Source organism: Methanoregula sp. (assembly GCF_049518935.1).
Lineage (GTDB): Archaea > Halobacteriota > Methanomicrobia > Methanomicrobiales > Methanospirillaceae > Methanoregula.
In genome coordinates, this window is record NZ_JBEKRH010000007.1 from 40,218 (window position 1) to 67,070 (window position 26,853).

The window sequence follows — 26,853 nt, forward strand, 5'->3', positions numbered from 1 at the left end:
CGTCTCCCGGTTAACCAGTCCTGCCTTCGCAGTGCGGAGTTTTAAGGCACCTTTACGTTCCTGAGTATCAGATCGATGACCTGATCCGGTGTAATCCTCTCCGCCTGCCCCTCGTAATTCAGGATAATCCGGTGACGGAGCACATCGTGTGCCAGTGCCTTGACATCCTCGGGAATTACATATCCCCGGCCCGCGAGGAGTGCATTCGCTTTGGCAGCAAGAATGAGATTGATCGAAGCCCGGGGGGACGCGCCATAGGCTACATAGCCTGCCATGCCGGTACCATATGCATCCGGGTGCCGTGTAGCATCGACGAGATCCGTAACATAGCGTTTGATCGCGCGGTCGGCATAGATGCTTTTTGTGAACGCCTGGATTGCCAGGATCTGATCGGTATTCATCACGGTTTCCGGTATAACTGCCGCACCTTCCGTGAAACGGTCGAGTACGACCAGTTCATCCTGTTTGTCCGGGTACGTCATCAGGACTTTGAGCATAAACCGGTCGACCTGGGCTTCCGGCAGGGGATAGGTGCCTTCCGATTCAAGGGGATTTTCTGTAGCAAGGATAAAGAACGGCCGGGGGAGGGGATGGGTCTCACCCTGGATGGTAACCTGTCTCTCCTGCATCGCTTCCAGCAATGCGGACTGCACTTTCGGCGGGGCGCGGTTGATCTCATCCGCAAGTACGAAATGGGCAAAGACCGGCCCCTGTATTGTGTAAAACTCAGACTCCTTCTGGTTGAAGATCTTCGTTCCCATGATATCAGAAGGCAACAGGTCCGGTGTGAACTGGAGCCGGACAAAACTGCAATTGATGCACTGCGAGAGAGTCCGGATTGTCAGGGTCTTTGCGATGCCGGGAACACCTTCGAGCAGGACGTGACCATCCGCGCAGAGGGCGATGATCAGACGGTCGATCACTTCCTCCTGCCCGATAATCACTTTCTGTATCTCGTGCCTGAGCCTGTCCAGCTCACCCTTGTAGCCAGCTGCCTGGCGTGTCAGTTCTGCAATCTCCGCGTTCATCCTGTCACCGTATAGTGCGATCGCGCCCGCAATTCCCTTTCCTGACCGGAGGCCGGAAAAAGCAGTAATCTCTTCGTGAAACCCTGCCAGGGGTCCTGGCATTTTTGCTGCGATCGCCTGCTCTCCATCCGGGTGCTCGCCCATCGGATATATGCTTTTTTATAATCCGGTATTTATGCCGGTGTAAAACCCCCGGGCACCTGGTACCCATGAAAGAGCAGTACAGGATAATTGCATGGGGTTATTTTGTGCCCGGTAAAAAAGAAAGCCTGATATTATTCCACTCATCAGGATTAAGTATGAGAGCGCGCTGGATCGCCGGGATACTGCTTACTGCGGTCCTGCTGATGCTGATTATTCTCTCTCCCGTGATCAACACCCGTCATCTCCTCGAGCCCGCTCTCCGGGATGACGTCCGGTATATCAATTATGACGATAATACCATGAACACCTCGAGTCCCGGACATTCAGCTATCTTCTCCAAATATGTCTCCGATAATACAACCTCGATCATCGCGGATCTCTACAGTGGCGATCCGACCGATCCGCTGACGCTCACGATCATTACACCCCACAGCGTTCTCGGCCCGTTTAATGATTCGAGCGACGGTCGTAAGGATGGCAGGATTTACCTGAAGATCACCGAACCCGGTGGGATGGATACCGGCGAATGGAAATTCCTGCTGTACAGCCGGAAGAATATCTCCGTGGGGTGTATCCGGAATGTCACCATCTGCCCGACCACCAATTATAACTACGTGCCTGATAAATAATCTGAATAATTGTGTGCGTATGAAACCGGGGAACTATATTCTTTTAATGCTTTTCGTCGGGATTTCGCTCTCGCTTATCGTACCTGCATCTGCACTTACGGGCGGGTACTCAATCGATCCCGCGTATGGATCGACCGGCTCTGTCGCTATGGATCTCTCCCGCATCAGTTTCTGGGACCTGTCCCTGCGGGAGATGGCGATTGTTGCAGGATTTGCCGTGTCGCCCTTCATCGTCGTCCTGCTGGAGATCCTGTTTGCCCTCAAATTATTCTCGTTTCTTGGATTCCGGCGGATCTTTAAGGGCAATATCCTGACCAACGCTACCCGCAACAGGGTATATACCGCGATCAGGCTCCGGCCCGGCATAAGGTTTCCGGATCTCTGTGCAGAAACCGGCATCTCCCGTGGTGCCCTGAATTATCACATCGCGCTGTTAAGGCTCTCAAATAAGATCCACATCACGAAACTGCACGGGATTATCCGTTTTTATGAAAATAACGGGAAGTATTCCGCTATCGAGCAGAAGATTCTCAATGGCCTGGACAATGATGCAGCGCGGATCATTATCGGGACTCTTCTTGCCCATCCCGGATCATCGCGGAACGATCTTGAGAAGATCCTTGCCGTGTCCGGTCCAACGGTCAGCTGGCATGTCAAGAGATTGTGCGAAGATGGCCTCATTGAAGTCCGCAGGGACGGCAGGTTTTCGCGGTACGAACTTTCAGAGGCTGTTCTCGACTATATGAGAAAGAATCCGCGTGAAGAAAACACCTGGTATATTCCCGGTCCGGGAACTGCAAACCGGGGCATTGTTTGAACGTTTTACCTCCTGACAGAAGTCCCGGGACTCCCTTTCCCTTTTTTGTGCCTGCGCTGCACATAACTGATTGTTCAGGATCGCCAGGGAGAACATCCGGAAACTTTTTCCTGCAGGAATCTCATTTTTTTGCATAGCAAAGGCACCGGTTTGTCCCTTTCGACCAGAAGTGCTATAATCCTGTATATAAAATCATATAATAAGGCAAATATTTGCAGTATAGTGTATCCCATGTGTGAGAGATCCTGATGAATGCCCCCCAGTCCGACGGAAGCGAGAGCTCTATTGATATTTTCGTTCTCAGTAAGAATCAGACTGAGGTGCCTGCGCGGATGGCACCTCTCGAACAGATGGGTTACCGGATAACCCTTTTTGACGATCCCCCGACCCTGATCGAATCCCTGCATGACGGGAAACCCAATCTCCTGATATGTGATACGCTCTCTTTTCCCGAGGCATATGATCTCTGCCGGCATGTCAAGGATAGCAATGATCTCTGGGTGATCCCGGTCCTGATCCTTACCGGGGCGTCAGATCTCTCGGACCTTCTTCACATTCTCGACTGTAACGCTGACAATTACATTGCGTATCCTTATGATCCCGACTATTTCCTCTCCCTTATCGAAGGTATGCTCTCGACACCTGTTGAACGGCAGACCCCGGAGCAGATCAAGACCCAGTTTAAGATCCAGCATGACGACCGGATTTTCGTAGTCACCGCGGATCGGCGCAAACTGCTTGAGTTTCTTCTCTCATCATTTGAAATTACGGTCAGCAAATTCCATGATCTGTCCCGGGCAAACGATGAGATCCACGTCCTTTCGGATGATGTGAACCGTCTTGAGATGTTTGTTGCCGGGCAGAAACAGAGTTTTGAGGAGCTCGACAGTTCCCTGCGCCAGAAAGAGCAGGAAAACAGTATCCTGGAAGAGATCCGTCATGAAAACGAGCAGGCGCTTCTCGGCAGGACCGGCGAGATTGATCAACTCACCCGGGATCTCGAGTCAGATAAGAAACTGCTTGGTGCGGCGGAAGAGCAGCTCCGCAACCTTATCCGGGACAAGGATGAATCTGAACGCCAGTCAGGTGCAGAGATTTCCCTTCTCCGGCAGCAGGTAACCACCCTGTCAGCAGATAGTGCGGCAACAACTGCTGAGCTGGAGGAGTCCCGGAAAGCTCTCACTCTTGAGAAATCCGGCCGGGCCGGGGCACTGGTCTCCCTTGCAGAGACAACGCAGCAGAAAGAGCTGGCAGAGAAATCCGCACGCGCCCTCACTCTTGAAAATGAACAGATGAAGATCTCCCTTGCTGCAGAGAAAAATCGTGCAGTGGCCGCCGAACAGGAAATACGATCGGTTCTTCATGCAAAAACCGAATCCGAACAGGATCTGACAGTAATCATCAATGAACTCAAGGAAACGGCAAAGCAACAGGCGTCCGATATTTACCGGCAGAAAGCGGAGATGGAGGATGGGAAAACCCACATCCTCAATCTTGAAATCCAGCTGGGGAACCTCAAAACGGAAAAAGAAAAGATCGAGTCCGATCTCAGGTCCACAACTGAACACCTGCAGCATGACCTGGCCGGCGCCCGGGAAAAACTGGATGCCACGCAGGCAATCGTGGATGAGAAGGATCTCGATAATGAACGTCTGACCGTATCGTATAATGGAATTATTGATGAACGCAATAAAACCGATGCGGAACTTCAGGCTCTCTCTCAGGAACTCCATAACGTGCAGCACGCCCTTGAGCAGGAAAAAGAGCGTCATCAAGCCACTGATGAGAACCTCAACATTGTGATCCGCGAACGGGATGCTGCATTCCGGTCCCTTCAGGGTTCACACCAGTCAATCCAGGCAGATCTTGCAGAACACCGGGACAACCTGGCGCAGGCCAGGGATGATCTCGCATCTGCCAGCGCTCATCGTTCAACTCTTGAGCGCGATCTTGAATCCGCGACAACGGGTATGCGGGAACTTGAATCACGGATGCACAGTGAGACGGCCAGCCGGGAGCAGGCGCTGCAACAGGTCCGTTCACTCTCTGATGAACTGGAAGGAGTGAAGGCAGCCCTTGAAAACGAGCGCAGGCTGCACCACGCCACGGTCGAGTCCCTGCGCTCTTCTGCCCTTGAAAAGGAGCGATATGAGCGGGATCTCCAGGCTCTCTCGGATCAGCTGGCCTCCGTCCAGTCATCCCTTGATTCGGAAAAGGAATTACGTACTGCGGCTGCATCGGAAAGAGAAGATCTCCGCCGGAATCTCATGGCTGCTGAAGAGCAGGGCCGGTCTCAGGAAGCAACACTCGCGGCAACGATTGAGGCCCTGAAGGCGGATCTGTCATCTGCCACCTGCCGGCAGCTTGAACTTGAAGGCCAGGTCCAGGCTCTCAGCCACGAGAAGCGGTTGGCTGATGATAAGACGGCCTCCCTTGCTGCTGAGATTGACCAGGCCAGGACTGCGCTTGCCGATGAGTGGGAAGATCACATGAATGATCAGGAACGACTCACGGCCACAGCCCGGGAGAAACAGCAACTCGAAAAGTCTCTCTCCCAGCAGGATGCGCCGGAAGCAGAAAAAGCCAGAAAACGTGCGCTCATAATAAAAGGTCCCGACCTTCCTATGGAGATCGGGACGGGATCCCGTGCTCTCACGAATCCCCGTGTTCCCGATGAGCCCTTGCCTGATGTGAAGCGCATCACCGGCGTTGAAGATCTCTTTGAAGATGATGAACCTGCCGGAGAGCCTGATACAACACCCAAGGTATCCATCATCCAGGAACCCTCCGGTGATGTGGAATGGACTCCCCCGGACCTGTTGCAGTATCCTGGTGAAATTCAATCCACTCCCTTTGGGGAGGAACTTCCTGGTGATGGCGGGGCCATTCAATCCGAAGCTGACGGTCCTGATGAGGTGACTGGCGATGAGGTCACGGAAGATGATGATAGTAATGGAGAGGTGGCAGAGGATGGCTCTCCGGAGCAGGACGGGAACGATGCCGATGAGGATACTTCAGGGAATACCCCATCGCCAGGAGAGTCCACGGAAAGTATCCCCCCCGGGATATCGTTCAACCGGGCACAATGGTTTGATCTCCTCAAATGGGCACACCACTCCGGCGCCCTTACCCCGGAACAGCGGATGCAGATTGTCCGTATGGGGCGGCTGATCCAGAAAGGCCGGAAACTTACGCGAAAACAGAACGAACAGGTCAGGGAAATGATTGTTCTTGTCCAGGCACTTGGGTACCGGTTTTCCTGAACCCCTTGCCGGCCTTACAAATTCCCCGGTTTTTGCATTTTTTCCTCTCTTTTTCCCTGTCTCTTTTCCGGCCGATGGAGTGAGACCCCGGCCCGTATGTGCCTGATCAGGGATATCCCGTCCCTGTCCGGCATCTGGAAATCCGGGACAAACTCATCAACGGGATTGTGCCGCAGCATCTCCCGTGCACGATATGCCGATAGAGCAGTCTGCGGTGATGTCACCGGGCTGTTCAGGGAAAAATTTTCCCGTCCGGGGGCAGGTCCGGCTCGTCGTCCCCATACAGCACGTGGATCATCGCCACCGCGCCTCCCCGGATTACAATGAGGTATCGATGTCGCTGAGCAGCTGCTTGATATCGATCCAGATGATCAGTTCGTTGATCTCCTTGTCCTTGCGCTTGACCTTGCGCTTGATGATCCCGATGATGGACGTCTCCTGTTTGCTCACGGAAGCTGAGGTGTAATCTACCTGGTTGCCTTCGAACGTTGACACGGAGGTTACGTCATCGACCAGGATGCTGGTCTTTGACTTGGCAATCTTGTCATCCAGGACAATAATCCGCGAGGATTCGAGGGATGTTGAGCTCTCTTCGGAGATGTTCAGCCGGTGTTTGAGGTCGATGATCATCGTGATCTCGCCGCGCAGGTCGATGATACCGCGTACGTACGCCGGCACGTTGGGAAGTTTGGTAATGGTAGTATATTCCACCACCTCCTTCACATCGAAGAGATCGATGGCGAAATGTTCGCTCCCCAGCACGAATTCAACTACCTGGATCGAGTTTGGCATTTTTTCGGAAGCAACGGGATTTTTTGCCGTTGCGACAGGTTCACTCGCTGCTTTTGCTGTCATGGGCAATTTACCTCCCGCACTAGCCCACCTTGAATCGCTTGTTGGCTTCCATGGCCTGGACCGCCGTATTATTAACGGTCTGGATCATGCGGGTGATCTCATCGATCGCTGCCGCCGACTCTTCGCTTGCCGCAGCCGCATCGCCGGCTTCCTTGGCCGTCTGTTCGATCAGGTTTGCCACCTCATGCACACTTGCCGTGATCTCTTCCGTGGTCGCAGCCTGTTCCTCGGTGGCGGCGGCGACTTCGGAAGCACTGTTGGCAACCGTTTCCGCAGCCTTCTGGATCTGCCTGAAGGCTTCGAGTGCCTGCTGGGATTCCGTGAATCCTTTGTTAACGAGGACCTTGGATCCCTCCATCGCATCCGTCGCCCTCTTGGTGGCAAGGTTGAGCTGGGTGATCATCTCTTCGATCTTTTCTGCACTGGAACGGGACTCCTGTGCCAGCGATTTGACTTCCGATGCAACGACGGCAAAGCCCCTGCCGTGCTCGCCGGCCCGGGCTGCTTCAATGGCCGCATTGAGTGCAAGGAGGTTGGTCTGGCTGGCGAGGTCGCGGATCAGGACAATGATCTTGCCGATGTCGTGCATCTGTTTCTCGATGTCCTTGACAATCCCGTACACGTTGTTCGTGGAACTGGTGATCTCCGTCATGTCCTTGTTGACGTTATCCGCAAGGATCGCACCACTCTTGGCCGAGGCATTTGCCGTGTTTGCCTGGGATGAGACACTCTCCATACTGGAGGTAATTTCCTCGACCGCGGCACTCATGTCCTGCATGGCCTTGGACATCTGCTCTACGCCTTCGGAAGCTTTCTGGGCGTTCTCGGAGACAACACTTGCGTTCTTTGCGATCTGGTTGACACTCTTTGAGGCGTCCTCAACGCTTGTCGCTGCATTATCAGCGGTTGTGGTCAGGTTTGTCATCTGTTTATTGACATCGTTGATATTTTTCTCAAGATTGATGACGATACCCCGGACGGCGTCCCGGAGCTTGACTATCTGCTCGTAGGTTTCCCTGGTGTCTTCATCCGGTTTTGTAATCTCGTACCGTACTGTCAGATCACCTTCCGCCATCTTCGAATAGGCCTTACTGAGTTCATCAACTTCATGCGCCATGAACTCCTGGGATTTTACAATTCTGGTGACATCATGGTAGGTGATGTATACATGGGTTACCTCGCCTTTTCCATCAAGGATCGGGATATTTGCCCGCTGAACTACATGGATACCGGTCGGAGCTTCAATGGTGGACTCACCGAATGTTCTTTTCTTCTGGGTGATCGCATCGGTATATGACTTGCCCGTGTCCTTGAGATATTTTAATAGACCCTGGGACCGGAGATCCGTGATTTTCATTGCGAGAAGCCGGTCTGCGGAAATTCCAAAGAGCTTGACGAATGCCGAATTCACTTTGATGAATTTCAAATCCCTGTCAATAATCACCTGTGCAAGGGGATTGTACTCAAACATCAGTTCGTATTCTTTTAATTCAATCATCGAATTCACCCCAGATAGACAATTTTCTGTTTATAGACTTCATTCATGACTTCTCCGAGACCTGTGTACATTGCAGAGAGGCCGCAGATGATTCCTTCAATACCGGCAATCTGGACGATTAGTGCACTGCCAAGAGCAATCCCCACAACAAGCAGCAGGAAGAGCAGTACCAGGAGGCCGAAGACAACCTGGAGGGCCTTCGATAGCCGGAACGTGATGACAAACATCACGAGCGAGAACAAACCCCATAATGCAAGATATGCTGCGAGAGCTTGTGTCGGGAGTGCATCACTCCATCCCAGGGCTGGCATAAGGATCATGAAGACCAGTACGATCCAGAAGGAACCGTACGAGATGAACGCGGTCATACCGAACGTATTGTTCTTCTTCCATTCCATGATGCCTGCAATGATCTGGGCAATGCCGCCGTAGAATATTCCCATGGCAAAGACCACGGAACCCATGCCGAAGAGCCCTGCATTGTGCAGGTTCAGGATGACTGTTGTCATACCGAATGCCAGCAGGCCCAGTGCGCCGGGGTTTGCTGTTGTATCTGAAATTCTTACTTCATTTTTGAATACCGGATCAACCGTAGTTTCCATACATTATTCACCATTCTCTCATATTTTCTTCAGTTTCATCCATTCGCCTCGTGTGCAGCCACGCATACGGCAGCCGGGCCCGCCCGGCATCAGAAGAGTCCGACCGGATTGCTGTCGGCATCTCCCTTCACCTTACTGCAGGACTTCCTGCTCTTATGTCGCCCGGGTAGTTTGACCGCATCCGCTCTGTTTGCCGGGTGTCATCAATGGACCGCAGGACAAAGAACGCATGGTTTTTTCAACCGGTTCAGGAGGAACCTCCGCTCCTGCGTCCTGTCATGCGATCTGATATATGCCGGGAAGTGTCCACCTTACCGGATTTCATGTGCGGAATCTGCTGTCGTTTCCGTTAACGCGCATCAGAGCTCAAGCCAACTCTGCCATGCCTTTTGTTTTAGCAAATCCCATTATACGCGGCTTTATTAATAAATGTATGGTTGAGCCAAACCTTTGCTTATGGTATATGCCCCTCAGGAGGTCACGGTAATGATACCTGTCATGGATGGATGGATCGAACAATGGTAATTGTAGGTACCTGGTTTTGTTAGTGTGAACGCAAAGGATCCTCCCTGGCTGAGGGGACCGGAACTGAACGCTTCAGGTGCTCCGGAATCGGAGACAACCGTATGCTGGATACTGTCCTGGTTTGTCCAGGTGACCGTTGTTCCCTGCGTCACCGTAATCTGCTGGGGACTGAACGCGAAGTTTTTGATCGATATAGCACCCGGCCCGGCAACGTGTGTTGCAGGACCTGTGCTCTGTGGGGCAGGGTTCTGGTTTGCAGTACATCCGGTGATTGCGACTGCAAGAGCCAGCAGAGTCAGGAGTATAAAAGTGGTACGGAATCGTGGAACGGTGGCCATACAGGTATCAATAGTGCGGGGGAAGAAAAAACATTGGGTCGGGATCATGCAGGCCCGTCTGCGATCTTCCGGGTGTAGTACCGGAATGAGGCCCGGAGCAGGAACCCGATCACAAGGACGGATGCAGTAGCGACGATGATCCTGCCCCACTGGTATGCAGAGAGCGGCACGGTCTCAAAGACCGCACCTCCGAATTGTACAACGGCGATCTGGATTGCGATCACCCCCCCCATGATAACGAAGAAGAGCGGGTTGCCACGGAAGAACGGGGGCATCTTCCCGTCGAGCGCCCGGCAGTTCACGCCATTCCAGACCGCAGCGACAATGAAGGCCGAGAAGAATACCGTGGAGATCTCTGCCGGAGTATTCCCGCCAAGGAACCCGGTCGACATCTGGAGGATGCCGGCAAGGACAAAACAGGTGCCGGTCACCACGATCGAGAGCACCATGAACGGGCTGACGATGGCGGCGTCCCGGGCAACCGGCTTCCGGTTCATCAGCCCCCCGTGAGGTGCCTCGGAGCAGAGTGCGAAGGCGGCAAGTGTGTCCATGATGATGTTGATCCAGAGGATCTGGATGATCGTAAACGGTTCCGGGTACCCGAGGAGCGGGACGATGAAGACGAGTAGGCAGGCGCAGAAGTTGATGGTCAGCTGGAAGAGGAGGAACCGCTGGATGTTCTCGTAGAGGGAGCGGCCCCACGAGACTGCCCGGACTATGGAGGCAAACGAGTCGTCGAGCAGGATGATATCCCCTGCTTCCCGCGCTACTTCGGTTCCCGCAATGCCCATGGCGAAACCCACATCTGCATGTTTGAGCGCGGGGGCATCGTTCGTGCCGTCGCCCGTTACCGCGACTACGTCCCCGTTCTTCCGGAGTGCCTCGACGAGAAGGAGTTTGTCGAGCGGTTCGGCACGGGCCATCACGTCAATGTTCCTGGCTGCCAGAACCTGTTCTTCCGGTGAGAGCGAGCGGAACGCAGCACCCTGCACCACGGTCCCGTTTCCCAGAATACCGGCCTCGTGTGCTATGGCCCGGGCGGTCCCGGGATTGTCTCCGGTCACCATCCTGACCCGGATGCCGGCAGTGCCGCATGCGGCAACCGATGCGACGATATCCTCACGGAGCGGATCGCGTATGCCGACATATCCGTCCCAGACCAGCGCAGTCTCATCCTCATTCTCACCGGTGATCTCACGGTGGGCGAAGGCAAGGGTCCTCATGGCCCGGGAGGCAAGTGCGCTGACACCGGTAAGGTCGGGAGCATCCGTGCAGAGCGCGGCAAGGATCTCTGGTGCTCCCTTTACCAGGAGCCATGATCTGCCGTTGAGCCGGATAACTGTAGACATCCGTTTCCGGCTGCCCTCGAACAGGTGCTGTTTTGCCACGTGCGTCTCCGCCCGGATCTTCCCGTAGTCAAGCCGGTGAACTGCGAGCCAGCGGAGCAGGGCTCCTTCCGTGGAGTTGCCGATGACCGTGACATTTCCATCACGGGTATCCAGGTGGGCGGTGCTGTTCACGGCGGCATTGAGGGCGATCCATTCCGCAGGGGAACCCGGCAGCCCGTCGTTTCTGGCCGGGAACCCGGCAGGAGATTCAACAACCGTCATCTGGTTCTTCGTGAGCGTTCCGGTCTTGTCCGTGCAGATGGTAGTGGCAGACCCGATCGTCTCGCAGGCGATCAAGCGGCGCACGAGGCAGTTGGCCCGGGTCATTTTCCGCATGGCAAGCGAGAGCGAGAGGGCAACGCTCATGGGCAGGCCCTCCGGAACTGCGGCAACCACGATCACGACCGCCAGCATAAAGTAGCGGAGGAGGTTGTTTGCGGTGTCCAGGTTGATCCCGGTGATCTCACCGGTAAATATCCCCCGGATGAAGAGGGAACTGCAGATGAGAACAGCCATCATGTACCCGAATTTACTGATGACACCGGCAAGGTTCCCGAGTTTCTGTTCGAGCGGCGTCTCAGTTACGTGATCAATCCCCAGCGAGGCCGCGATCGCGCCCATACGGGCCTCATCCCCGACTGCGGCGGCGATCACCTGTCCCTTTCCTGCGGTGATGTAGGTCCCTTTGAGCACCCGGTCGCGGACATCCCGTTTCACCGGCTCGCTCTCCCCCGTGAATGCCGATTCGTCCACGGTGAGTTCACAGGAAGAGAATACAAATACGTCGGCAGGGACAGCGTCGCCGGCCTCAAGGAGGATCAGGTCGCCGACAACAATCTCCCGTGACGGGACCTGACGGGGATGGCCGTCGCGGATCACCCGGACCGCCATCTCGTCCCGGTGGGCGTTGAGGATAGCGAACTCCCGGCTGCTCCGGTACTCGTTGAAGAATGCGATACCGGTTGAGAGGAAGATGGCCGCAATAATCCCGATAGTATCGAGCAGGCCGGTTCCTTTTATGACAGCCACTATCGCTGAGATGCCCACTGCGAGGAGCAGGATCCGGATGATCGGGTCGTCAAATTTTTCCAGGTACTGTTTCCAGAGCGGCTCCCGGGCCGGGGGAGTCATCACATTGGCACCATACTGCTGCCGGAACGTCCCGACCCGGTCTTCAGAAAGACCGGACGGGCCGGCGAGGGAAGTCAGTTCCTCAAAGGAGATCTCGGTCTTATCGGTCATGAGGTATTCTCCTGGTATGGAGGATCCGATGGATCCGGACGGGAAACTGCAGATGGGATCGCTTACGTTACGCTCCGGTGTACATCGGGCAGGTCATAATAACGTCACCTTTAAACCTGATAAACAATGATTCTCCGGTGGACCCATGGACCTGCAGGCCTTTTTCCGGAGATACTCCGCCATCTTTGAGACCAAGCCCATTGCCAAGCTGATGGAGTGTACCGGCGGGGTGCACGGCCTGAAAAAAGTGCTCTCCCCCTTCGAGCTGACGCTCCTTGGGATCGGGGCGATCATCGGCACCGGTATCTTCGTCATCACCGGTGTAGTTGCAGCAAATTATTCCGGCCCTGCGCTCGTAGTCTCTTTCATCATCTCCGGTATTGTCTGTGCGTTTGCCGCGCTCAGCTACGCGGAGTTTGCCGCAATGGTGCCGGTAGCCGGAAGCGCATACACGTACGGGTATGCCTCTCTTGGTGAGATCTGGGCATGGATCATAGGCTGGGACCTGATCCTCGAGTATTCGGTCTCCATCGCGGCGGTCGCGGTCGGGTGGTCCGGCTACATGGTGAACCTGCTCACCGCAGCCGGGATCATCCTGCCCCCGGGCCTTGTCAACCCTCCCGGCACGAGCGGGGGGCTCGTGAACCTCCCCGCCATCCTGATTATCCTTGCAATCACGGCGCTCCTCATCATCGGCGTGAAGGAGAGCGCCCGGGTGAACAACGTGATCGTTCTCGTCAAGATTGGCGTGATCCTGCTCTTCCTCTTCCTCGCGTACTCCCATATCAATCCCGCGAACTGGACGCCGTTCATGCCCTATGGCTGGACCGGGGTCGTTACCGGGGCAGCGATCGTCTTCTTCGCCTACATCGGTTTTGACGCGGTCTCGACGGCTGCGGAAGAAGTGCAGGATCCCCGGAAAAATGTCCCGATCGGGATCCTCAGTTCGCTGGTCGTGGCCACGGTCCTGTATATTGCCGTATCTGCAGTCCTGACGGGAATCGTCCCGTACCTTGCATTCAAAAACACCAGCGCACCCGTTGCATTTGCCCTTGGTGCAATCGGGATCAGCTGGGGCTCAGCCCTGGTATCGGTTGGAGCGATTTGCGGGATCACGTCGGTCCTGATCGTGCTCCTCTACGGCCAGACCCGCATCTTCTTTGCCATGTCCCGCGACGGCCTGCTCCCCGGCGTCTTCCGGGAACTCCACCCGGTATACCGTACGCCCGTCAAAGTCACGCTGCTGGTAGGCCTTGTCACGGCACTCATCGCAAGTCTCCTCCCGCTCCAGACGATCGCCGAGCTCGTCAATATCGGGACCCTTGCCGCATTCATCATCGTCTCGCTCGGCGTGATCGTGCTGCGCAGGACCCGGCCGGAGATCGAGCGGCCGTTCCGGTGCCCCTTCGTACCGTGGGTACCCCTGCTCTGTATCATCTCCTGCGGGATCCTGATCGTCATGCTCCCGTTTGTCACCCATCTCAGGTTCGTGATCTGGCTGGCCATCGGACTCGTGGTATACTTTGCCTACAGCAGGCACCATTCCCGGCTCCACGAGGACACGGCCGGCCTCGGGTGCTGGGGTACAGAGGGTGGGGAAAAGGGCGGGGACTGAATACTGGCTGGGTTCACGAAATCAGTTCCGTAGATTCCGGTGTGTTGTCATGACTCGCCAAATACTAATCACTTGTCGATTATAAGGGAGCTATTTTCATCGGGTCTCGCTAACGCATCAGGACCAAATTTTTTTTGGAGTTATAGCAAACATTTTTTGGTTTTTACATTAATATTATCTGCATGAGTATTGAGACCGGGCTTGAACTTTCGCCAAAGAAAGTTGAATATATCAAGTTCATGAACGGGAAAAACGGTCCTGTAAAGACGAATGATATTGCCGCCGGGTTTGGTGTTGATCCATCAACTATTACAAAAACAATTGTTGAACTTGCCGATGAAGGACTTCTTGATTATGTACCATACCATGGAGTATCACTTTCAGCAAAAGGAAAGAACATTGCTGAATTCCTGATAAAAAGACACCGGATACTCGCCCTGGCGCTGACGCATTTTGGTCTTTCGCATGAACAGGCATGTCTTGAGGTCTCAAGGTTTGAGAGTTTCATATCAAAGGATGCAATAGATAAGATGTGCAGTGCCATGGGACATCCAAACAAGGGTATTTGCGGAGATATTACGCACGATGACGGCTGCCTCACAGTCTGAGACTGGAAACAGAAAAGGTTGTCCAGCGGGAATATATCCTCTCGCCGTTCCAGGTGATCTTCCGATAGTATCCTGAAAGGTACTTTGGAATTTTTGATGGGATTTATTGTCGAAGTCTAAGTTTGGGAAGTATCCAAAATTCTCGCAACTATTATATATACAACCCGCGAAGCAGATTTGCAGAAACAATATACAAATGTCATGCGAAGGATTGTGATCCGGATGGTACAAAGACAATATAAATCGATTCTGCCGATCGCTGCTCTGGTAATCATTATTGCACTCGTTGTAGCAACCGGGTGCACGAGCAGCTCACAGGTATCCCATCAACCGGGTGCGGCACCCGCAAATACTACCACGGGAGGTTCACCCAGCACTGGCATATCCGGCTCACCACCGGCAGCCGGTACCGGTTCCGCCAGCGGATTACCGGTAATCACATCGTTCCGGCCGTTCACGCTCCTCGTTGCCCCCGTTGGTGGAGATCATATAACAATTACCCAGATACTTCCTCCGGGAGCCGATCCTCATGACTATGAGCCGACACCGAACGATGCAGTGGCTCTCAAAAACGGGAAGATTTTCTTCTATGACGGACCGTTTCTCGAACCCTGGGCAGCAGATCTTGCCGCCTCGACAAACCCTGACATACAACTCGTGACCTTTGCCGATGCCATCCCGGGACCCGCCTATGATACGATGAAAAGCCAGTACGCGGACTTCCCGAATATGACCCAGGACCCGCATCTCTGGTTATCGCCGCAGCTTGCAGAATATTATGTTCCCTACGTAGCCCAACAGTTATCAAAAGCAGATCCGGAAAATGCAACCGATTACCAGAATAATGCTGCGGCATTTGAAACACGGCTGAAAAAACTTGATTCCGATTATAAGGCAGGGTTTTCGAACTGCACGACCAGAACATTCCTGAGCTCACATGCCTTCCTCGACTACACGGCGGCGGCGTATAACCTGACACCGGTCTCCATTGCAGGGATGAGCCCCGACGCTGAACCGTCCCTCCAGCAGATGGCGGCTATCGTTGGGGAGGCAAAGGCACACAATGCCAGAGGAGTCCTCGCGGAACCGGATGAAGCTGAAGATCTGAGTAAATCCGTATCAACCGAACTCAATCTTCCTGTTTATCCGTTCACGACAATGGAGGTACTCCCTTCTGGTACCCTGACTCCGGATGATACTGATTACGTGGCGATCATGGAAAACAACCTGCAGGAAATGAAAAAAGCGATGGTATGCCAGTGACATATTCGAAAGGTGAGCAGGTCTGTCTCACCCTGGACAATGTCTGGTTTGCTTACGGGGCAAATACCGTTCTCGAAGATGTAACTCTCTCGATTCGCCAGGAGGAGCTCGTGGGAATTGCCGGGCCGAATGGTTCGGGAAAGTCCACTCTCATGAAGATCATGGTTGGTCTCCTGAAGCCCGATAGGGGGAGTGTTTCATTTACCTGTCATATCGACGAATGCGAGGGTGTGACCCCCTGCAGACCCTGCATTGGTTATGTACCCCAGAATCCGGTCATCAGGCAGGAACAATTTCCGGTTACTGCCCGTGAGGTCATTGAAATGGGAACGTTTGGCCAGGTAGGTCTGTTCAGGCGCATGAACTCCGACAATAAGAGGGCAGTCGATAATGCTATCGCGGAAGCAGGCCTTGACCGTGTTCAGCACGAATTGTTTTCAGACCTTTCCGGTGGCCAGCAGCAGAGGACCCTGATCGCCCGCGCACTCGTCGGCAGGCCACACATTATCGCCCTTGATGAACCGACCAACGGTGTTGATGCGCAGAGCAAGCAGGAGTTCTATAAACTAGTCACTCACCTGAACAAAGTGCACCGGATCACCGTCCTGATGATCCTGCACGATCTGCCTGACCTGGCAGCGCATGTTGAAAGGGTCATATTCCTGCAACGGAAGGTGATCTACGATGGCCCCGCTGCGAACCTTAACGCAGAAGGCCTGTGGAACCTGATGATAGAGGCTGGCAAAAGCACCTGATACAAAATTATGGTTCTTGAATTTCTGGCATACCAGTTCGGAGTCCGCGCCCTGATAGGGGGGCTGATCATCGCAGTCACTTGTTCGAGCCTCGGGGTATTCCTCGTCCTCCGGAGACTGTCACTTATAGCAGACGGGTTGAGTCATGTAGCCTTTGGCGGGATCGCTTTCGGGTTATTCACGGGAATTTACCCATTATACACTGCTGTTGTCGGGGTGGTACTTGGGGCACTGGGTATCCACGCACTCGGTAAATTACGGGTGGCCTCGGATGCGGCAATCGCGATCCTGTTTGCAGCAGGACTTGCGATTGGTATTATACTGATAAGTATCACGCAAAATGTGGCTGTTGACGTCCTGTCCTTTCTTTTCGGGACAATACTTGGAATAAACCAGACCGACCTCTATCTTGCCGCAGGACTCGGGATCCTGGTTCTCGGCATTTTATTGTTGTTCTGGAAGGAATGGGTAGGGATCACGATTGATGCAGAGTTCGCACGGGTTTCAGGACTGCCAGTGCCGGCACTGGAACTTGTTTTCACGATACTGACAGGTTTAACGGTAGTCGTTGCAATGCGGCTTGTTGGTGTGCTCCTGGTATCAAGCCTGATCGTAATCCCGGCATCTGCGATGATACAACTGAAGATGCCGTTCAGGCAGACAGTGCTTTGTGCATGTGGCGTAGCAGTTTTTTCTGTCGTTGCAGGATTGCAGTTGTCATTTATGTACAACCTTGCCCCGGGCGGGTCAATTGTCCTCGTTACCATTTGTTTCTTCATCCTTGCTGCTATTGTAGCACGGCTGGTACCGAAAATCCCAAAAAAACCGGCGGGAGGCAGCTGGCATCATCAGTGTGATCGATAGCCCCGGGCAGGTATGCTGCCTCTCCGCTCCGCCGATGCCTGAGAAGATTATATTTCTTTGGGGTTATCGCATGTGGGGGAAGACTGCAATTGCCGCAGGTAAATGCGGGCCCGGGAAGATGCGCATGCATCTTCGCTGTGCCACATCGGCGGGGACTGCCGAAGGCAGTGGAGAAGATTTCCGGTGAGAAAATCCCGGACCGGGAAACCCGCGAAAGCGTTACAGCGTTACTATTTGTAATGTATTTTCCAGAAGAGGTCCGTCCGATCCTGACGGGCCGGAGACCAGCCCAGATTTGATCTTTTATTCAAGGTACTCTGCCAGCACGTTGTTATAGAGGCGCTCCACGTTCTCCTCCGTCCCGGGCATATCCGGAAATCCATGGAACTGCTCTGTAAGACGGAGATCCGCGTCAAGGTCGAGCCGGTGCTGGGCCCGTGCATGGAACCAGCCGTTCTTCTCGTAATACCCGGCAAGATATTCCTGCTCCGTCTGGCCCGGTGTAGGGATGAGCAGGGCACGCCGCTTTCCCAGTTCCGCGAGTTCCATCATCGTCGTATACCCGGACCGGCAGATTATGCACTTCGCCCGGTTCATCAGGAGCTCTTTCTCCTCCGTTGATGCGTAGGGGATCACGGTACATCTGCCGGAAATGACGGTGTCGTCCCCGCTCCTCTCCGGGCTCCCAAGGAGCACGGCAACGGAACCGGGAAGATCTCCCGCTGCCGGCAGCAGGATCTTCTCCAGCCCGGTCCGCTGGGGTTCCGGCCCGGAGATGAGGATCAGGTAATCGAGGTCCGCTGCCACATCCCTCCTGCGGGTGCTGGTCAGGATGCCGGCATAATATGCACGGTTGCGGGACGTGCCGGTCTCCGCCCGGGAGAGTTTCCCGGCAAGCGATGACGGGCCCGGCGGATTGTCGGGCACGATGATCCGGTCATAGTTCGCATGCAGGAAACTGTTGAGATGGACACCGGCAAGCTCAAGGGGCCGGGCTACGGGTGGGAGATGGTAGCGGAGCTGGTGGGTGATGAAGAGCGAAGGGACCTTCTCGGCATAGATCCCGAACCGGTTGTCGCTGATGATGAGATCGAACTCATCCTCCGCAAGCAGGGCGGCAAGGTTCCGGTGCTCGTCGGTAATCCCCCTGAAGAGGGTCGGAAAGGATGCAACGAAATGCGCAAGGAAGAACCGGTTCGCACTGAACGGCACGGAGTAATCCGGGAATTCCCGGCAGGTGCAGGCAGGGAACTCCTGCTGCAGCGTGGCGAGGGCATTTCCGCAGGCAGCGATGGTCACGTCGTGGCCGTGGGCAAGGAGCGAGCGGATGACCGGGATATCCCGGGTTGCGTGCCCGAGTCCCCAGTTCAGCGGTGAAACCAGAATATGCCCCATCCGTACTTGTCCCTCATGGATCTGTTCTGTTGCCATCCTCAAAAAGGAACGTGGTCGATCACGCCATGATCAGGTGACGACCGCGTTTTTGAACCGCCAGTACGCGAGCAGGAACATGATCACCGTAAACACCGTGAGGCCGAGGAAGGAGATGAGGACATCTGCCTGCGTGAAGACATAGTGCTTCCCGATGGCCACAAAATCCGGGCCGATCGCAAAATACCGGATACCGGTGATCAGCAGGGTCATCGGGTTGTAGATCGAGAGGATCTTCAGGAATTCGGGGAAGGAATCGATAGGGTACAGCGCATTGCTGGCAAAGAAGATGGGCATCGTCATGAGGGTGATCACGCCCTGCAGGCCCTCGGGGCTCTCCATTGAGATAGCGATCGCAGCGGAGAGGAAGAGGAACCCGAGTGCAAACATGCCGACAAACGCGAGGATGCCAAGAACGCTGATAATGACCTGCACCGGGGTATCCCCGGCAAAGAAGGCAGCACCGATCAGGACGCCGAATACCATAATGATGATCGCCTGGATGAAGGATTTTGCCACTCCCGAGAGACCGATGCCGAAGATGATATGATTCCGGTTCATCGGGCTTGCCAGGATCTCCCGCATGAGCCCCCAGTTCTTGTCGAACAGGATTGTGATCCCGCCAAAGAGGCTCGTAAACAGGGTGGTCATCGCGATGATACCGGCCCCCATGAAGGTGAGATACCCGACCACATGGACTCCCGCAGGCACAGGGATGCCTGCCGTGAGCCGGTCGAAGTTGCTCGACATTGCAATGCCAAAGAAGGCGAGCCAGAGCGCGGGCTGCAGGAGCGAGGCAACAAGCAGGGTCCTGAACCGGACAAACCGGATCATGTCCCGCCAGAAGATCGTGGTGAACCCGAGATCCATCTTAGCGCCTCCCGGACAGCATGAACCGTGCCCGTGCAGGTGTCTGATCCTCGTCCCGGATCTCTTTTCCGGTGTAGAATACAAAGACGTCGTCCATGGACGGTTTCTTCAGGTTGATGGTAGTGATCTCGATCTGCGCGGCCCGGAGATGATCGATAATACCGGGGAGGACTTTTGTCCCGTCCTCGGTTACAATAAGGTTGAACCCTTTTGTCTTGGGCTTGATCGCCCGGATTGCCGGGAAATTTTCAAGGAGAGTCTGGGCCCGTACGTTGTTGTCCGTCTCCAGGTAGATCACGTCATGGCCGAGCGTGTTCTTGAGTTCCCATGATGTCCCGGTGACGACAATCTTCCCGTGGTCGATGATGCTGATCCGGTCCGAGAGCTGGTCCGCTTCGTCCATGTAGTGCGTGGTCAGGAAGATCGTGGTTCCCTCCCGGTTGACGCCCTTGATGTACTCCCACATCCGCATCCGGGTCTGCGGGTCGAGGCCGATCGTGGGCTCGTCCAGGAAGAGGACTAAAGGCCTGGTCATCAGGCCCCGGGCGATCTCAAGCCTGCGCTTCATGCCCCCGCTCAGCTTTTTGGCGAACTCGTCACGTTTCGATTCCAGCTGCACAAGTTTTAAGAGTTCCCCGATCCGTTCCCGGCGTTCTTTCACGGGCATATTGTAGAGCCGGCCATGGAACTCGAGCATCTCCCACACCGTCATCTCCCGGTCGAGCGTGATGTCCTGGAAAACGATGCCGATCGATTCGCGGACCTGCTGCGGATTGCGGGTCACATCGTACCCGGCGATCATGGCCTTTCCTTTCTGCAGGGGAAGGAGCGTGATCAGGACATTGATCGCGGTGCTCTTGCCGGCGCCGTTCGGGCCGAGGAAGGAGAAGATCTCGCCTTTTTTTACCGAGAAACTGATGCCGTCCACCGCCTTGAAATCCCCGTAGGCATGTTCGAGGTTCTCCACGAGGATCATATCTTCGGTGGCCCACCGGGCGGTCGGTTCCATAAGGATGTGTTCCGGTTACGGATACATGAATCCGATGATCGTGACCCTGCCGGATGTTGTTCAGACATGGGAGATTTTTGTTTGACTGATTTTTTTTAAAATTCTGTCTGAAAAAAATCCAAAAAATATTTTGGAATAATTTTCCGGAACCTCCGCAGAGAATTTTTTCCTATGTCCGTTAATCCGGATTTTTTGGTTCCGCAAAATCCTTGCCGGTCCATCGTAACGCCCCTGGCATCCGGCTGGATGGATCTCCCGCGTGTATCCGGGGTGACCCGTCCGGTTCGGGAGTACTGACCCCGAAAACCCCCTATATATTAGTGCAGAAATGAACTCCTTCAAAAAACCTGTCACGGGTCACTGACCCGGCCGGGACACCAGACCTGTCACAGGTTATGAACCCGTCACGGGTCAGATACCCGGTGGCGTCCCTGTAAGTATCCCCACCCCCGTGTTCTCCGAAGGTGAACGACGATGTCACACCCCCTCAGGGAGATGTACCACGGGGATCTTACCGGTGATCCAGATCGGGATTATTTTGCCAAATAGGATTCAAAATGGGCGAATCAGAAATATCCCTGATCATCCCCCGGGTCCGAAAAGTGCGTAATTCGCGGAAAATGGATGTAAATTCATTTTGAATCGACCTATACGGGCCCGGTTTGCCGGAATTCACGACACAGACCAAAAAGTGCGCAAATAGGCTCAATTGGCTGGAGGATCGGTCCTCCGATCAATGGATATCAGTGGCAACCGCAAAAAACGGGGGTTTTGGCTTTTGCGGGTACGGGATTCTCCGACGGAGGAATGGTTTTCTCCCACCAGTTTACGACGGTGGCAGGGAGCCCGGACAACTCTTTCAACGGATCAAAAAAATAAAGATCCTTCAGACTCTCTTTGAAAATTTTCAAAAACCCCCCATACCCCTCTTCAAAATAATTTAAAGATCCCCCTACCCCCTCTTGAAAATTTTTCAAAGATCCCTATCAGCCTGGACTTGTTCTCATCTGAACCGTGCGCCGGAAAAATGCCAGCCCCTCTTCAAAAAATTTCCAGGGCCTTGTGAAACGAGCCGGAATATTTTTAGAAAACAATATTTGGTGGTAGCGATGCCTTACGCGCAAAACGCCTGTCGGGTTTTGCGCTACTCATTACCTGTATCTAGGAATGAACAGTTATTGATCCGCCGCGGGGGCGCCCCGTCGGGGGCGGCGGCGTGTATCGTAATTATTGGGAAAAGAAAACACTGTATCAATTTTTTTTGAAAAACCGGTAATTGAAAAATATTTTAATTTTTTTATCCATCCGCCCGCTTCCTCCCGGTCATCAGAAACACCGTGAACGTCCGGGTGCCCCCTTCCGGCACCGGCTTCGCAACAATCGCCGCAGTCCGGTTCCGGACCTTTTCAAACCCGGCTTTCTCGAAATGCTTCATCATGGCGCACCGGTCGAACCCGAAATGGAAGATGCCCTCGTTCGACTCGTGGAACTTTCCCTCATCGCAATCGAGATCGGCGATGGCGAGCACGCCAGTCGGCTTAAGGATTCTCGCGAACCGATCGATCAGCGGCTGGATCTCCGGGACATGATGGAGCGTCATGCTGCTGACCACGAGATCGTACTGTCCGTCCAGCACACCGCCCTTATCGAGATCCACGTGCCGGGCAGTCACGTTCTTTATGCCCTGATCCCGGACCTTAGCTGATAGGATATCGATCATCCCCTGTGAACTGTCAGCGCCCGTGACCGAGCGCACGAACGGGTGGATCTGGAGCGTGAGCAGGCCGGTGCCGCACCCGAAGTCCAGCACATCCATGTCCTTCGTGAGGCGGAGCGTGTCGCGGATCGCCGTTGCCACATCGTGCGCCATCTTCACCCGGCCCGGGTTCCCGTCCCAGGTCTTTGCCACTGCATCGAAGTCCCGCTTAACGCCTGTCATGCTGATCTCCGGAATGTTGGCGGTGTTCAGGGAAAAATAAGTCGCCTCCGGGGCATATACTTCCCGGGTGTGATCTCCGGTCCGGCAGCGGTCATTCAGGATTTTTCCCGGCAATAAGGGTAATGATCCCGCTTCCCGTACTGCAGTAAAGAATACGGAATCCTGCATCTGCCAGAATCTTTCGGACAGCATATGACCCGATCCGGATCTTCGGGTACTGGCCGGAGGTACGGGACCAGCAGCCGGCGGATCGCGTGTACAGGATATCGGTAACCTCCACGGCATCCTTACCATACCCGATCCTGCACAGGAAGATCCGGTCCGGATCTCTCCGTACCGGGATGACCGTGACCTCACCATCCTGTGCAGCCATGTAATCCCGGAACGAGAAAACGCACAGTCCGCCGGGCCTGAGTTCCGCATGGCACCGGAGGATCAGGTCTGATACCGCGTGCATGTCCGGCAGGTGGGTGAGCGTGTCTCCCATGCAGACGATCAGTTCCGGCCCGTGTCCGCTCCAGAGTGACCAGTCAAGGATAGTGCCGGTGTGCAGGGTGATGGGAAGGCCCTGCGACCGGGCCGTAATTTCATCGAGCAGCGGCCGGCAGAGATCCACGGCGTGGACACGGAACCCGGCCTCCGCGAGGGGGATCGACTGGAACCCGCAGCCGGCGCCGAGATCGATCGCCACCCGGGTGTCCCGGGGAACGATCCCGTGGGTGGAGAAGAACCTGCGGTTTGTCTCCGCGTTTGCGTCAAATCCCCCGGTCATCCACAGGTAGTGTTCAGCAAGAAACCGGTCGTAGTGCTCCTGCACTGACCGGACCCGTTCCTCGCCATCACCATGCCATTCCATGTCCATCAACCCTTGTCCCTCCAGCTATACCTATTTGACGTGCCGCGACCAAGTACAGGCAAATGGTTCCCGAGCCCGTATTCCGGTACAAGCAGTGTCTGATCATCCGCAACGATGTGAAGATGAGCTGCGGCAAGCGCTGTGCGCAGGCAGGCCATGCTGCGATCGGTGCATACAACGGCGCCGACAAGTCCCTGCAGAAAGCCTGGCTCACCGAAGGACAGAAGAAAGTCGTGCTGAAGGCCAACGACGAGCGGACGCTCTTTGAACTCAAGGTACTGGCGGAACGCAACGGCATATCCACCTCCCTTATCCAGGACGCCGGTATGACCGAGATCCCGCCCGGCACGATCACGGCGCTCGGTCTCGGCCCGGCAAAGAGTGAAGATCTTGACAAGATCACCGGGAACCTCTCCCTCTTATGAAACAGAGCAGTTACCCGCTCGAGTGCGAACTGGGCATGAAGTATTACGCGAGCGATGCTGAAGGGATCGGTGGAAAACTCCGTACTACCCCGCAGGACTTTGTGGTCGGGGAGATCCCGCTCGAAGGGAAAGGTGGCACCGAGGGCCCGTACCTGATCTGCACACTCACAAAAACGAACTGGGAACTCCAGCATGCGGTAAAAGAGATCGCCAACCGTCTCGGCATCAGCCACCGGCGGATCGGCTGGGCCGGCACCAAGGACCGGAACGCGATCACCACCCAGTGGATCTCGATCTACAAAGTAACCGCGGAGCAGGTTGCATCCATCCGGTTAAAGGACATCGTCCTTACGCCGATAAGGAATTCAAACGAATCGTTCTCGCTCGGTGACCTGGAGGGAAACCGGTTTGACCTGGTCATACGGGATGTGGATACAACCGATCTTGCGGAACGGGTGCGGGTGATCACGGAGACGGCCCGTGAGGGCGTCCCCAACTACTTCGGCATCCAGCGGTTCGGTGCGATCCGCCCGGTTACGCACAAGGTTGGGGAATGGATCCTGCGGGGCGACTATGAGCAGGCCGTCCTCACGTATATCGGCCTGGCATTCCCGCACGAGGCAGACGAGATCAAGGCGATCCGTTCAGCGTTCTCTGCCGACCGCGACGCGGGAGCCGCACTCCACGCATTCCCGGTGCGGATGAACTACGAGCGGGCGATGCTCCACCACCTGTATACAAACCCCGGTGACTATGTGGGGGCACTGCACGAGCTGCCCCCCAAACTGCTCTCTATGTTCGTCTCCGCGTACCAGTCCTGGCTCTTCAATTCCGCCCTGAGCCGGCGGTTCGATGACGGGCACACCCTGACCGCACCCGAACCGGGCGACCAGCTGATCTTTGCAAACGGCAGGACCGATATCGTGACCCCGGCAAATGCCCCTGCTGCTGCCATCCACATCCGGCGCGGCAGGTGCAGCATTGCGATCTTCATGCCCGGCAAGGATAAGCAGGGGTGCGGGGCTGCCTCTGACAGGATCATTGCAGAACTTATGGCAGAGTCTTCCATCACGCCTGCGGATTTTGACCGGGCGTCACGGTTCGCAGAGACAAAATTCGATGGTGCCTACCGCCCCATTTCCCTGAAAACAGCTATTGAATCTTCGATTGACGGGGAAAGCGTCCACCTGAAATTCATCCTTCCGCCGGGGCATTATGCGACAACGGTCTGTCGGGAATTTATGAAAGCGGATCCGGTCAGGATGATTTAGACCGGGACTCCGCCATCTTTTTTGCGCCTGCAATGGCGTCGTTTAAGTTCCCGAGTTCGTCCACGATATTGAGTTTGACCGCATCGGCCCCGCGGATCACCCTGCCGTCATCAATATCGGAGCGGGCAATCACCCGCTGGGTTGTTACGTCCCCGATGAAATTCTGGAAACTTTCCTGCACGATCTTCTGGGCATAGGCCTGCTCTTCCGCAGTCATCGGGCGGGAGTCGGATCCCATGTCTTTCATGGTGCCGGACTTCACTACGCTGAGGTTGTACCCCTCGTTATGCATCCAGCTGCTGATGTCTGAGAACTTCCAGATCACACCGACTCCTGCGGTTAACGTATCGGGATCTGCATAGATCCGGTCGGCGTGCGCACTGACATAATATGCCGCGGACGTGGCCATGTCCCCCATGGAAACGACAACAGGCTTTTTGGTCTTCGCATAATCGAGGTCGCCGATGATCTCCTGCGCCCCGGCAGGTGAACCCCCGGGACTGTTGACACGCAGCACGATCGCTTCCACCATCGGGTCATCCGCTGCTTCGCGGAGCTGGTTGCCGACCACTTCGCTGCCGATACTGTCGCCATCGTTTACATCGCCGGATACGATGGTTCCTTCCATCCGGACCACCGTAACCCCGTGGGTATCGGAATGGGTGAGATAATACCCCCCGATCATGGCGCCGGCGAATACGATGAACGCAAACAGGACGACGAGGAGCCACTTCACCCGTGACCCGGGCTTTGGAGGGACGGTTACGGAGGGTCCGGTGATTGTGTACTCATCCATCACGGTGCACCCGGGTAAAGGACATCGAATTCAGAGACAAGGTTGCTTCCGCACATATAGTATTTCTTCAGGTTCAGCCGGATCATCTCGTTCTCGCTGTTGATATGCATGCCCCCGACAAGGGACGGGGTATCGGAGCCCCCGACAATAAACGGCAGGTGGATCAGCCGGATCTCGTCCACGAGCCGGTCGTGCAACATGTGCCAGTTCAGGGTCGGTCCTCCCTCGATCATGAGCTTGTTTACGCCGAATTTCTCCTTGAGGATCTTCAGGAGCAGAGGAAGCTCGACATGGGTTTTGCCGGCCACGATCACGGTTACCCCTTTCTTCCTGATTGCCCCGACCCGGTCTTCTGGCGCAGCTTCGCAGACTGCGATGGCCGTGGGAGCATCGGAGCCCATCACGTTCGCATCAATGGGGATATCTGCCATACTGCAGGGTATCACGCGGAGCGGGCTTTTTCCCGGTACCAGCCTGACCGTGAGGAACGAGTTGTCGATGCGTATCGTGTTGGCCCCGACCATGATCGCGTCGTACTCCGCCCGGGTGGTGTGGAGCAGGAGCTCGGTCTCGTGGGCCATATATTTCATGAGGATCTTTGAGGAGGCGCCCTTCTTGAGCGTGAGTTTGCCGTCAGCAGTAATCTCCGACATCATCAGTACGTGCGGACGGTCTGGTAAAGCGGTCATTTGTGGTTTCTCACCGGTTCTATTGGATGGCGGGTATAAATAAAGTGGTGATGGGGGCCATGAAGAGGGGTCTCCCCTTCTACGTGAGCACCCTGGTTGTGCTGAAAGAGAATGCAGGAATGAACAGGAGTGT

At 55.1% G+C, this 26,853-nt stretch carries 24 protein-coding genes; 11 read left to right on the top strand and 13 right to left on the bottom strand.

Annotated features, from left to right (window positions below; translation table 11 throughout):
• Positions 1-41: 41 nt before the first annotated feature.
• Positions 42-1,028 carry an AAA family ATPase gene (locus ABSE13_RS06540; protein WP_424027764.1) on the bottom strand — a complete coding sequence of 329 codons (987 nt, stop codon included), beginning with the start codon at positions 1,026-1,028 and terminating at the stop codon, positions 42-44.
• A gap of 299 nt (positions 1,029-1,327) precedes the next feature.
• On the opposite strand from ABSE13_RS06540, the gene ABSE13_RS06545 reads away from it, so the two are divergent.
• The 3 genes from ABSE13_RS06545 (at position 1,328) to ABSE13_RS06555 (ending at position 5,881) form a co-directional block, all read left to right on the top strand.
• Positions 1,328-1,801: a hypothetical protein gene (locus tag ABSE13_RS06545; protein ID WP_424027707.1), complete on the top strand. Its 474-nt coding sequence runs from the start codon at positions 1,328-1,330 to the stop codon at positions 1,799-1,801.
• Positions 1,802-1,847: 46 nt separating this feature from the next.
• Positions 1,848-2,618, top strand: a complete 771-nt coding sequence (locus ABSE13_RS06550) for a winged helix-turn-helix transcriptional regulator (RefSeq protein WP_424027708.1) — start codon at positions 1,848-1,850, stop codon at positions 2,616-2,618.
• 332 nt (positions 2,619-2,950) lie between these two features.
• The gene (locus ABSE13_RS06555) at positions 2,951-5,881 is read left to right on the top strand and encodes a hypothetical protein (RefSeq protein ID WP_424027709.1); all 2,931 of its coding nucleotides are present in this window, start codon (positions 2,951-2,953) and stop codon (positions 5,879-5,881) included.
• A gap of 318 nt (positions 5,882-6,199) precedes the next feature.
• Here the strand turns inward: ABSE13_RS06555 and ABSE13_RS06560 are convergent, their stop codons facing one another.
• The 5 genes from ABSE13_RS06560 to ABSE13_RS06580 all read right to left on the bottom strand — a co-directional run bounded on the left by ABSE13_RS06560 (position 6,200) and on the right by ABSE13_RS06580 (position 12,329).
• Entirely contained in the window at positions 6,200-6,736 is a 537-nt protein-coding gene (locus tag ABSE13_RS06560; protein ID WP_424027710.1) for a chemotaxis protein CheW, read from the bottom strand.
• Between the two features lie 19 nt (positions 6,737-6,755).
• Positions 6,756-8,234 (bottom strand): methyl-accepting chemotaxis protein, encoded by a 1,479-nt coding sequence (locus ABSE13_RS06565; RefSeq protein WP_424027711.1) that lies wholly within the window; start codon positions 8,232-8,234, stop codon positions 6,756-6,758.
• 5 nt (positions 8,235-8,239) lie between these two features.
• Positions 8,240-8,836: an acetate uptake transporter gene (locus ABSE13_RS06570; RefSeq protein ID WP_424027712.1), complete on the bottom strand. Its 597-nt coding sequence runs from the start codon at positions 8,834-8,836 to the stop codon at positions 8,240-8,242.
• Between the two features lie 470 nt (positions 8,837-9,306).
• Positions 9,307-9,699 (bottom strand): cupredoxin domain-containing protein, encoded by a 393-nt coding sequence (locus tag ABSE13_RS06575; RefSeq protein ID WP_424027713.1) that lies wholly within the window; start codon positions 9,697-9,699, stop codon positions 9,307-9,309.
• Positions 9,700-9,743: 44 nt separating this feature from the next.
• Positions 9,744-12,329, bottom strand: a complete 2,586-nt coding sequence (locus tag ABSE13_RS06580) for a calcium-translocating P-type ATPase, PMCA-type (protein ID WP_424027714.1) — start codon at positions 12,327-12,329, stop codon at positions 9,744-9,746.
• Positions 12,330-12,474: 145 nt separating this feature from the next.
• Here ABSE13_RS06580 and bcaP point away from each other — a divergent pair, with 145 nt between their 5' ends.
• From bcaP to ABSE13_RS06605, 5 genes are all read left to right on the top strand, one after another.
• Complete coding sequence (bcaP, locus tag ABSE13_RS06585; RefSeq protein WP_424027715.1) at positions 12,475-13,944, top strand: branched-chain amino acid transporter BcaP; 1,470 nt, start codon at positions 12,475-12,477, stop codon at positions 13,942-13,944.
• 182 nt (positions 13,945-14,126) lie between these two features.
• The gene (locus tag ABSE13_RS06590; RefSeq protein ID WP_424027716.1) at positions 14,127-14,552 is read left to right on the top strand and encodes a metal-dependent transcriptional regulator; all 426 of its coding nucleotides are present in this window, start codon (positions 14,127-14,129) and stop codon (positions 14,550-14,552) included.
• A 222-nt stretch (positions 14,553-14,774) separates the two neighbouring features.
• Positions 14,775-15,815: a metal ABC transporter substrate-binding protein gene (locus ABSE13_RS06595; protein ID WP_424027717.1), complete on the top strand. Its 1,041-nt coding sequence runs from the start codon at positions 14,775-14,777 to the stop codon at positions 15,813-15,815.
• On the top strand, positions 15,806-16,570 hold the full coding sequence (locus ABSE13_RS06600; RefSeq protein WP_424027718.1) for a metal ABC transporter ATP-binding protein: 765 nt from the start codon (positions 15,806-15,808) through the stop codon (positions 16,568-16,570). Before ABSE13_RS06595 ends, ABSE13_RS06600 begins: the two co-directional genes overlap by 10 nt.
• A gap of 9 nt (positions 16,571-16,579) precedes the next feature.
• The gene (locus ABSE13_RS06605) at positions 16,580-17,434 is read left to right on the top strand and encodes a metal ABC transporter permease (RefSeq protein WP_424027719.1); all 855 of its coding nucleotides are present in this window, start codon (positions 16,580-16,582) and stop codon (positions 17,432-17,434) included.
• Between the two features lie 303 nt (positions 17,435-17,737).
• On the opposite strand, the gene ABSE13_RS06610 is transcribed toward ABSE13_RS06605, so the two are convergent.
• Genes ABSE13_RS06610 through ABSE13_RS06620 form a run of 3 tightly spaced genes read right to left on the bottom strand, consistent with a single transcriptional unit; the run spans position 17,738 to position 20,744 of the window.
• Positions 17,738-18,865, bottom strand: a complete 1,128-nt coding sequence (locus tag ABSE13_RS06610; protein ID WP_424027720.1) for a glycosyltransferase — start codon at positions 18,863-18,865, stop codon at positions 17,738-17,740.
• A gap of 33 nt (positions 18,866-18,898) precedes the next feature.
• Positions 18,899-19,735: an ABC transporter permease gene (locus tag ABSE13_RS06615; RefSeq protein ID WP_424027721.1), complete on the bottom strand. Its 837-nt coding sequence runs from the start codon at positions 19,733-19,735 to the stop codon at positions 18,899-18,901.
• Position 19,736: 1 nt separating this feature from the next.
• Positions 19,737-20,744, bottom strand: coding sequence for an ATP-binding cassette domain-containing protein (locus ABSE13_RS06620; protein ID WP_424027722.1), 1,008 nt, complete (start codon positions 20,742-20,744; stop codon positions 19,737-19,739).
• A 746-nt stretch (positions 20,745-21,490) separates the two neighbouring features.
• Between ABSE13_RS06620 and ABSE13_RS06625 the strand changes: the two genes are divergently transcribed.
• Positions 21,491-21,688 (top strand): hypothetical protein, encoded by a 198-nt coding sequence (locus ABSE13_RS06625; protein ID WP_424027723.1) that lies wholly within the window; start codon positions 21,491-21,493, stop codon positions 21,686-21,688.
• Between the two features lie 353 nt (positions 21,689-22,041).
• Here ABSE13_RS06625 and ABSE13_RS06630 read toward each other — a convergent pair whose 3' ends face one another.
• Together ABSE13_RS06630 and ABSE13_RS06635 are read right to left on the bottom strand one after the other, a co-directional pair.
• Entirely contained in the window at positions 22,042-22,683 is a 642-nt protein-coding gene (locus ABSE13_RS06630; RefSeq protein ID WP_424027724.1) for a class I SAM-dependent methyltransferase, read from the bottom strand.
• A gap of 91 nt (positions 22,684-22,774) precedes the next feature.
• Positions 22,775-23,539, bottom strand: coding sequence for a class I SAM-dependent methyltransferase (locus ABSE13_RS06635; protein ID WP_424027725.1), 765 nt, complete (start codon positions 23,537-23,539; stop codon positions 22,775-22,777).
• Positions 23,540-23,601: 62 nt separating this feature from the next.
• On the opposite strand from ABSE13_RS06635, the gene pth2 reads away from it, so the two are divergent.
• Entirely contained in the window at positions 23,602-23,964 is a 363-nt protein-coding gene (gene pth2 / locus ABSE13_RS06640) for a peptidyl-tRNA hydrolase Pth2 (RefSeq protein WP_424027726.1), read from the top strand.
• The gene (truD, locus tag ABSE13_RS06645) at positions 23,961-25,235 is read left to right on the top strand and encodes a tRNA pseudouridine(13) synthase TruD (RefSeq protein WP_424027727.1); all 1,275 of its coding nucleotides are present in this window, start codon (positions 23,961-23,963) and stop codon (positions 25,233-25,235) included. Before pth2 ends, truD begins: the two co-directional genes overlap by 4 nt.
• Here truD and sppA read toward each other — a convergent pair.
• Together sppA and ABSE13_RS06655 are read right to left on the bottom strand one after the other, a co-directional pair.
• Positions 25,222-26,031, bottom strand: coding sequence for a signal peptide peptidase SppA (sppA, locus tag ABSE13_RS06650; RefSeq protein ID WP_424027728.1), 810 nt, complete (start codon positions 26,029-26,031; stop codon positions 25,222-25,224). The two genes, truD and sppA, sit on opposite strands and share 14 nt — an antisense overlap.
• Complete coding sequence (locus ABSE13_RS06655; protein WP_424027729.1) at positions 26,031-26,720, bottom strand: dihydrofolate reductase family protein; 690 nt, start codon at positions 26,718-26,720, stop codon at positions 26,031-26,033. Before ABSE13_RS06655 ends, sppA begins: the two co-directional genes overlap by 1 nt.
• Positions 26,721-26,853: the final 133 nt, after the last annotated feature.

Bases quoted from the DNA above. Each gene is read 5' to 3' on its own strand.
- ABSE13_RS06540 (WP_424027764.1), bottom strand. From the start codon at position 1,028: ATGAACGCGGAGATTGCAGAACTGACACGCCAGGCAGCTGGCTACAAG.
- ABSE13_RS06545 (WP_424027707.1), top strand. From the start codon at position 1,328: ATGAGAGCGCGCTGGATCGCCGGGATACTGCTTACTGCGGTCCTGCTG.
- ABSE13_RS06550 (WP_424027708.1), top strand. From the start codon at position 1,848: ATGCTTTTCGTCGGGATTTCGCTCTCGCTTATCGTACCTGCATCTGCA.
- ABSE13_RS06555 (WP_424027709.1), top strand. From the start codon at position 2,951: ATGGCACCTCTCGAACAGATGGGTTACCGGATAACCCTTTTTGACGAT.
- ABSE13_RS06560 (WP_424027710.1), bottom strand. From the start codon at position 6,736: ATGACAGCAAAAGCAGCGAGTGAACCTGTCGCAACGGCAAAAAATCCC.
- ABSE13_RS06565 (WP_424027711.1), bottom strand. From the start codon at position 8,234: ATGATTGAATTAAAAGAATACGAACTGATGTTTGAGTACAATCCCCTT.
- ABSE13_RS06570 (WP_424027712.1), bottom strand. From the start codon at position 8,836: ATGGAAACTACGGTTGATCCGGTATTCAAAAATGAAGTAAGAATTTCA.
- ABSE13_RS06575 (WP_424027713.1), bottom strand. From the start codon at position 9,699: ATGGCCACCGTTCCACGATTCCGTACCACTTTTATACTCCTGACTCTG.
- ABSE13_RS06580 (WP_424027714.1), bottom strand. From the start codon at position 12,329: ATGACCGATAAGACCGAGATCTCCTTTGAGGAACTGACTTCCCTCGCC.
- bcaP (WP_424027715.1), top strand. From the start codon at position 12,475: ATGGACCTGCAGGCCTTTTTCCGGAGATACTCCGCCATCTTTGAGACC.
- ABSE13_RS06590 (WP_424027716.1), top strand. From the start codon at position 14,127: ATGAGTATTGAGACCGGGCTTGAACTTTCGCCAAAGAAAGTTGAATAT.
- ABSE13_RS06595 (WP_424027717.1), top strand. From the start codon at position 14,775: ATGGTACAAAGACAATATAAATCGATTCTGCCGATCGCTGCTCTGGTA.
- ABSE13_RS06600 (WP_424027718.1), top strand. From the start codon at position 15,806: ATGCCAGTGACATATTCGAAAGGTGAGCAGGTCTGTCTCACCCTGGAC.
- ABSE13_RS06605 (WP_424027719.1), top strand. From the start codon at position 16,580: ATGGTTCTTGAATTTCTGGCATACCAGTTCGGAGTCCGCGCCCTGATA.
- ABSE13_RS06610 (WP_424027720.1), bottom strand. From the start codon at position 18,865: ATGGCAACAGAACAGATCCATGAGGGACAAGTACGGATGGGGCATATT.
- ABSE13_RS06615 (WP_424027721.1), bottom strand. From the start codon at position 19,735: ATGGATCTCGGGTTCACCACGATCTTCTGGCGGGACATGATCCGGTTT.
- ABSE13_RS06620 (WP_424027722.1), bottom strand. From the start codon at position 20,744: ATGGAACCGACCGCCCGGTGGGCCACCGAAGATATGATCCTCGTGGAG.
- ABSE13_RS06630 (WP_424027724.1), bottom strand. From the start codon at position 22,683: ATGACAGGCGTTAAGCGGGACTTCGATGCAGTGGCAAAGACCTGGGAC.
- ABSE13_RS06635 (WP_424027725.1), bottom strand. From the start codon at position 23,539: ATGGAATGGCATGGTGATGGCGAGGAACGGGTCCGGTCAGTGCAGGAG.
- pth2 (WP_424027726.1), top strand. From the start codon at position 23,602: ATGGTTCCCGAGCCCGTATTCCGGTACAAGCAGTGTCTGATCATCCGC.
- truD (WP_424027727.1), top strand. From the start codon at position 23,961: ATGAAACAGAGCAGTTACCCGCTCGAGTGCGAACTGGGCATGAAGTAT.
- sppA (WP_424027728.1), bottom strand. From the start codon at position 26,031: ATGGATGAGTACACAATCACCGGACCCTCCGTAACCGTCCCTCCAAAG.
- ABSE13_RS06655 (WP_424027729.1), bottom strand. From the start codon at position 26,720: ATGACCGCTTTACCAGACCGTCCGCACGTACTGATGATGTCGGAGATT.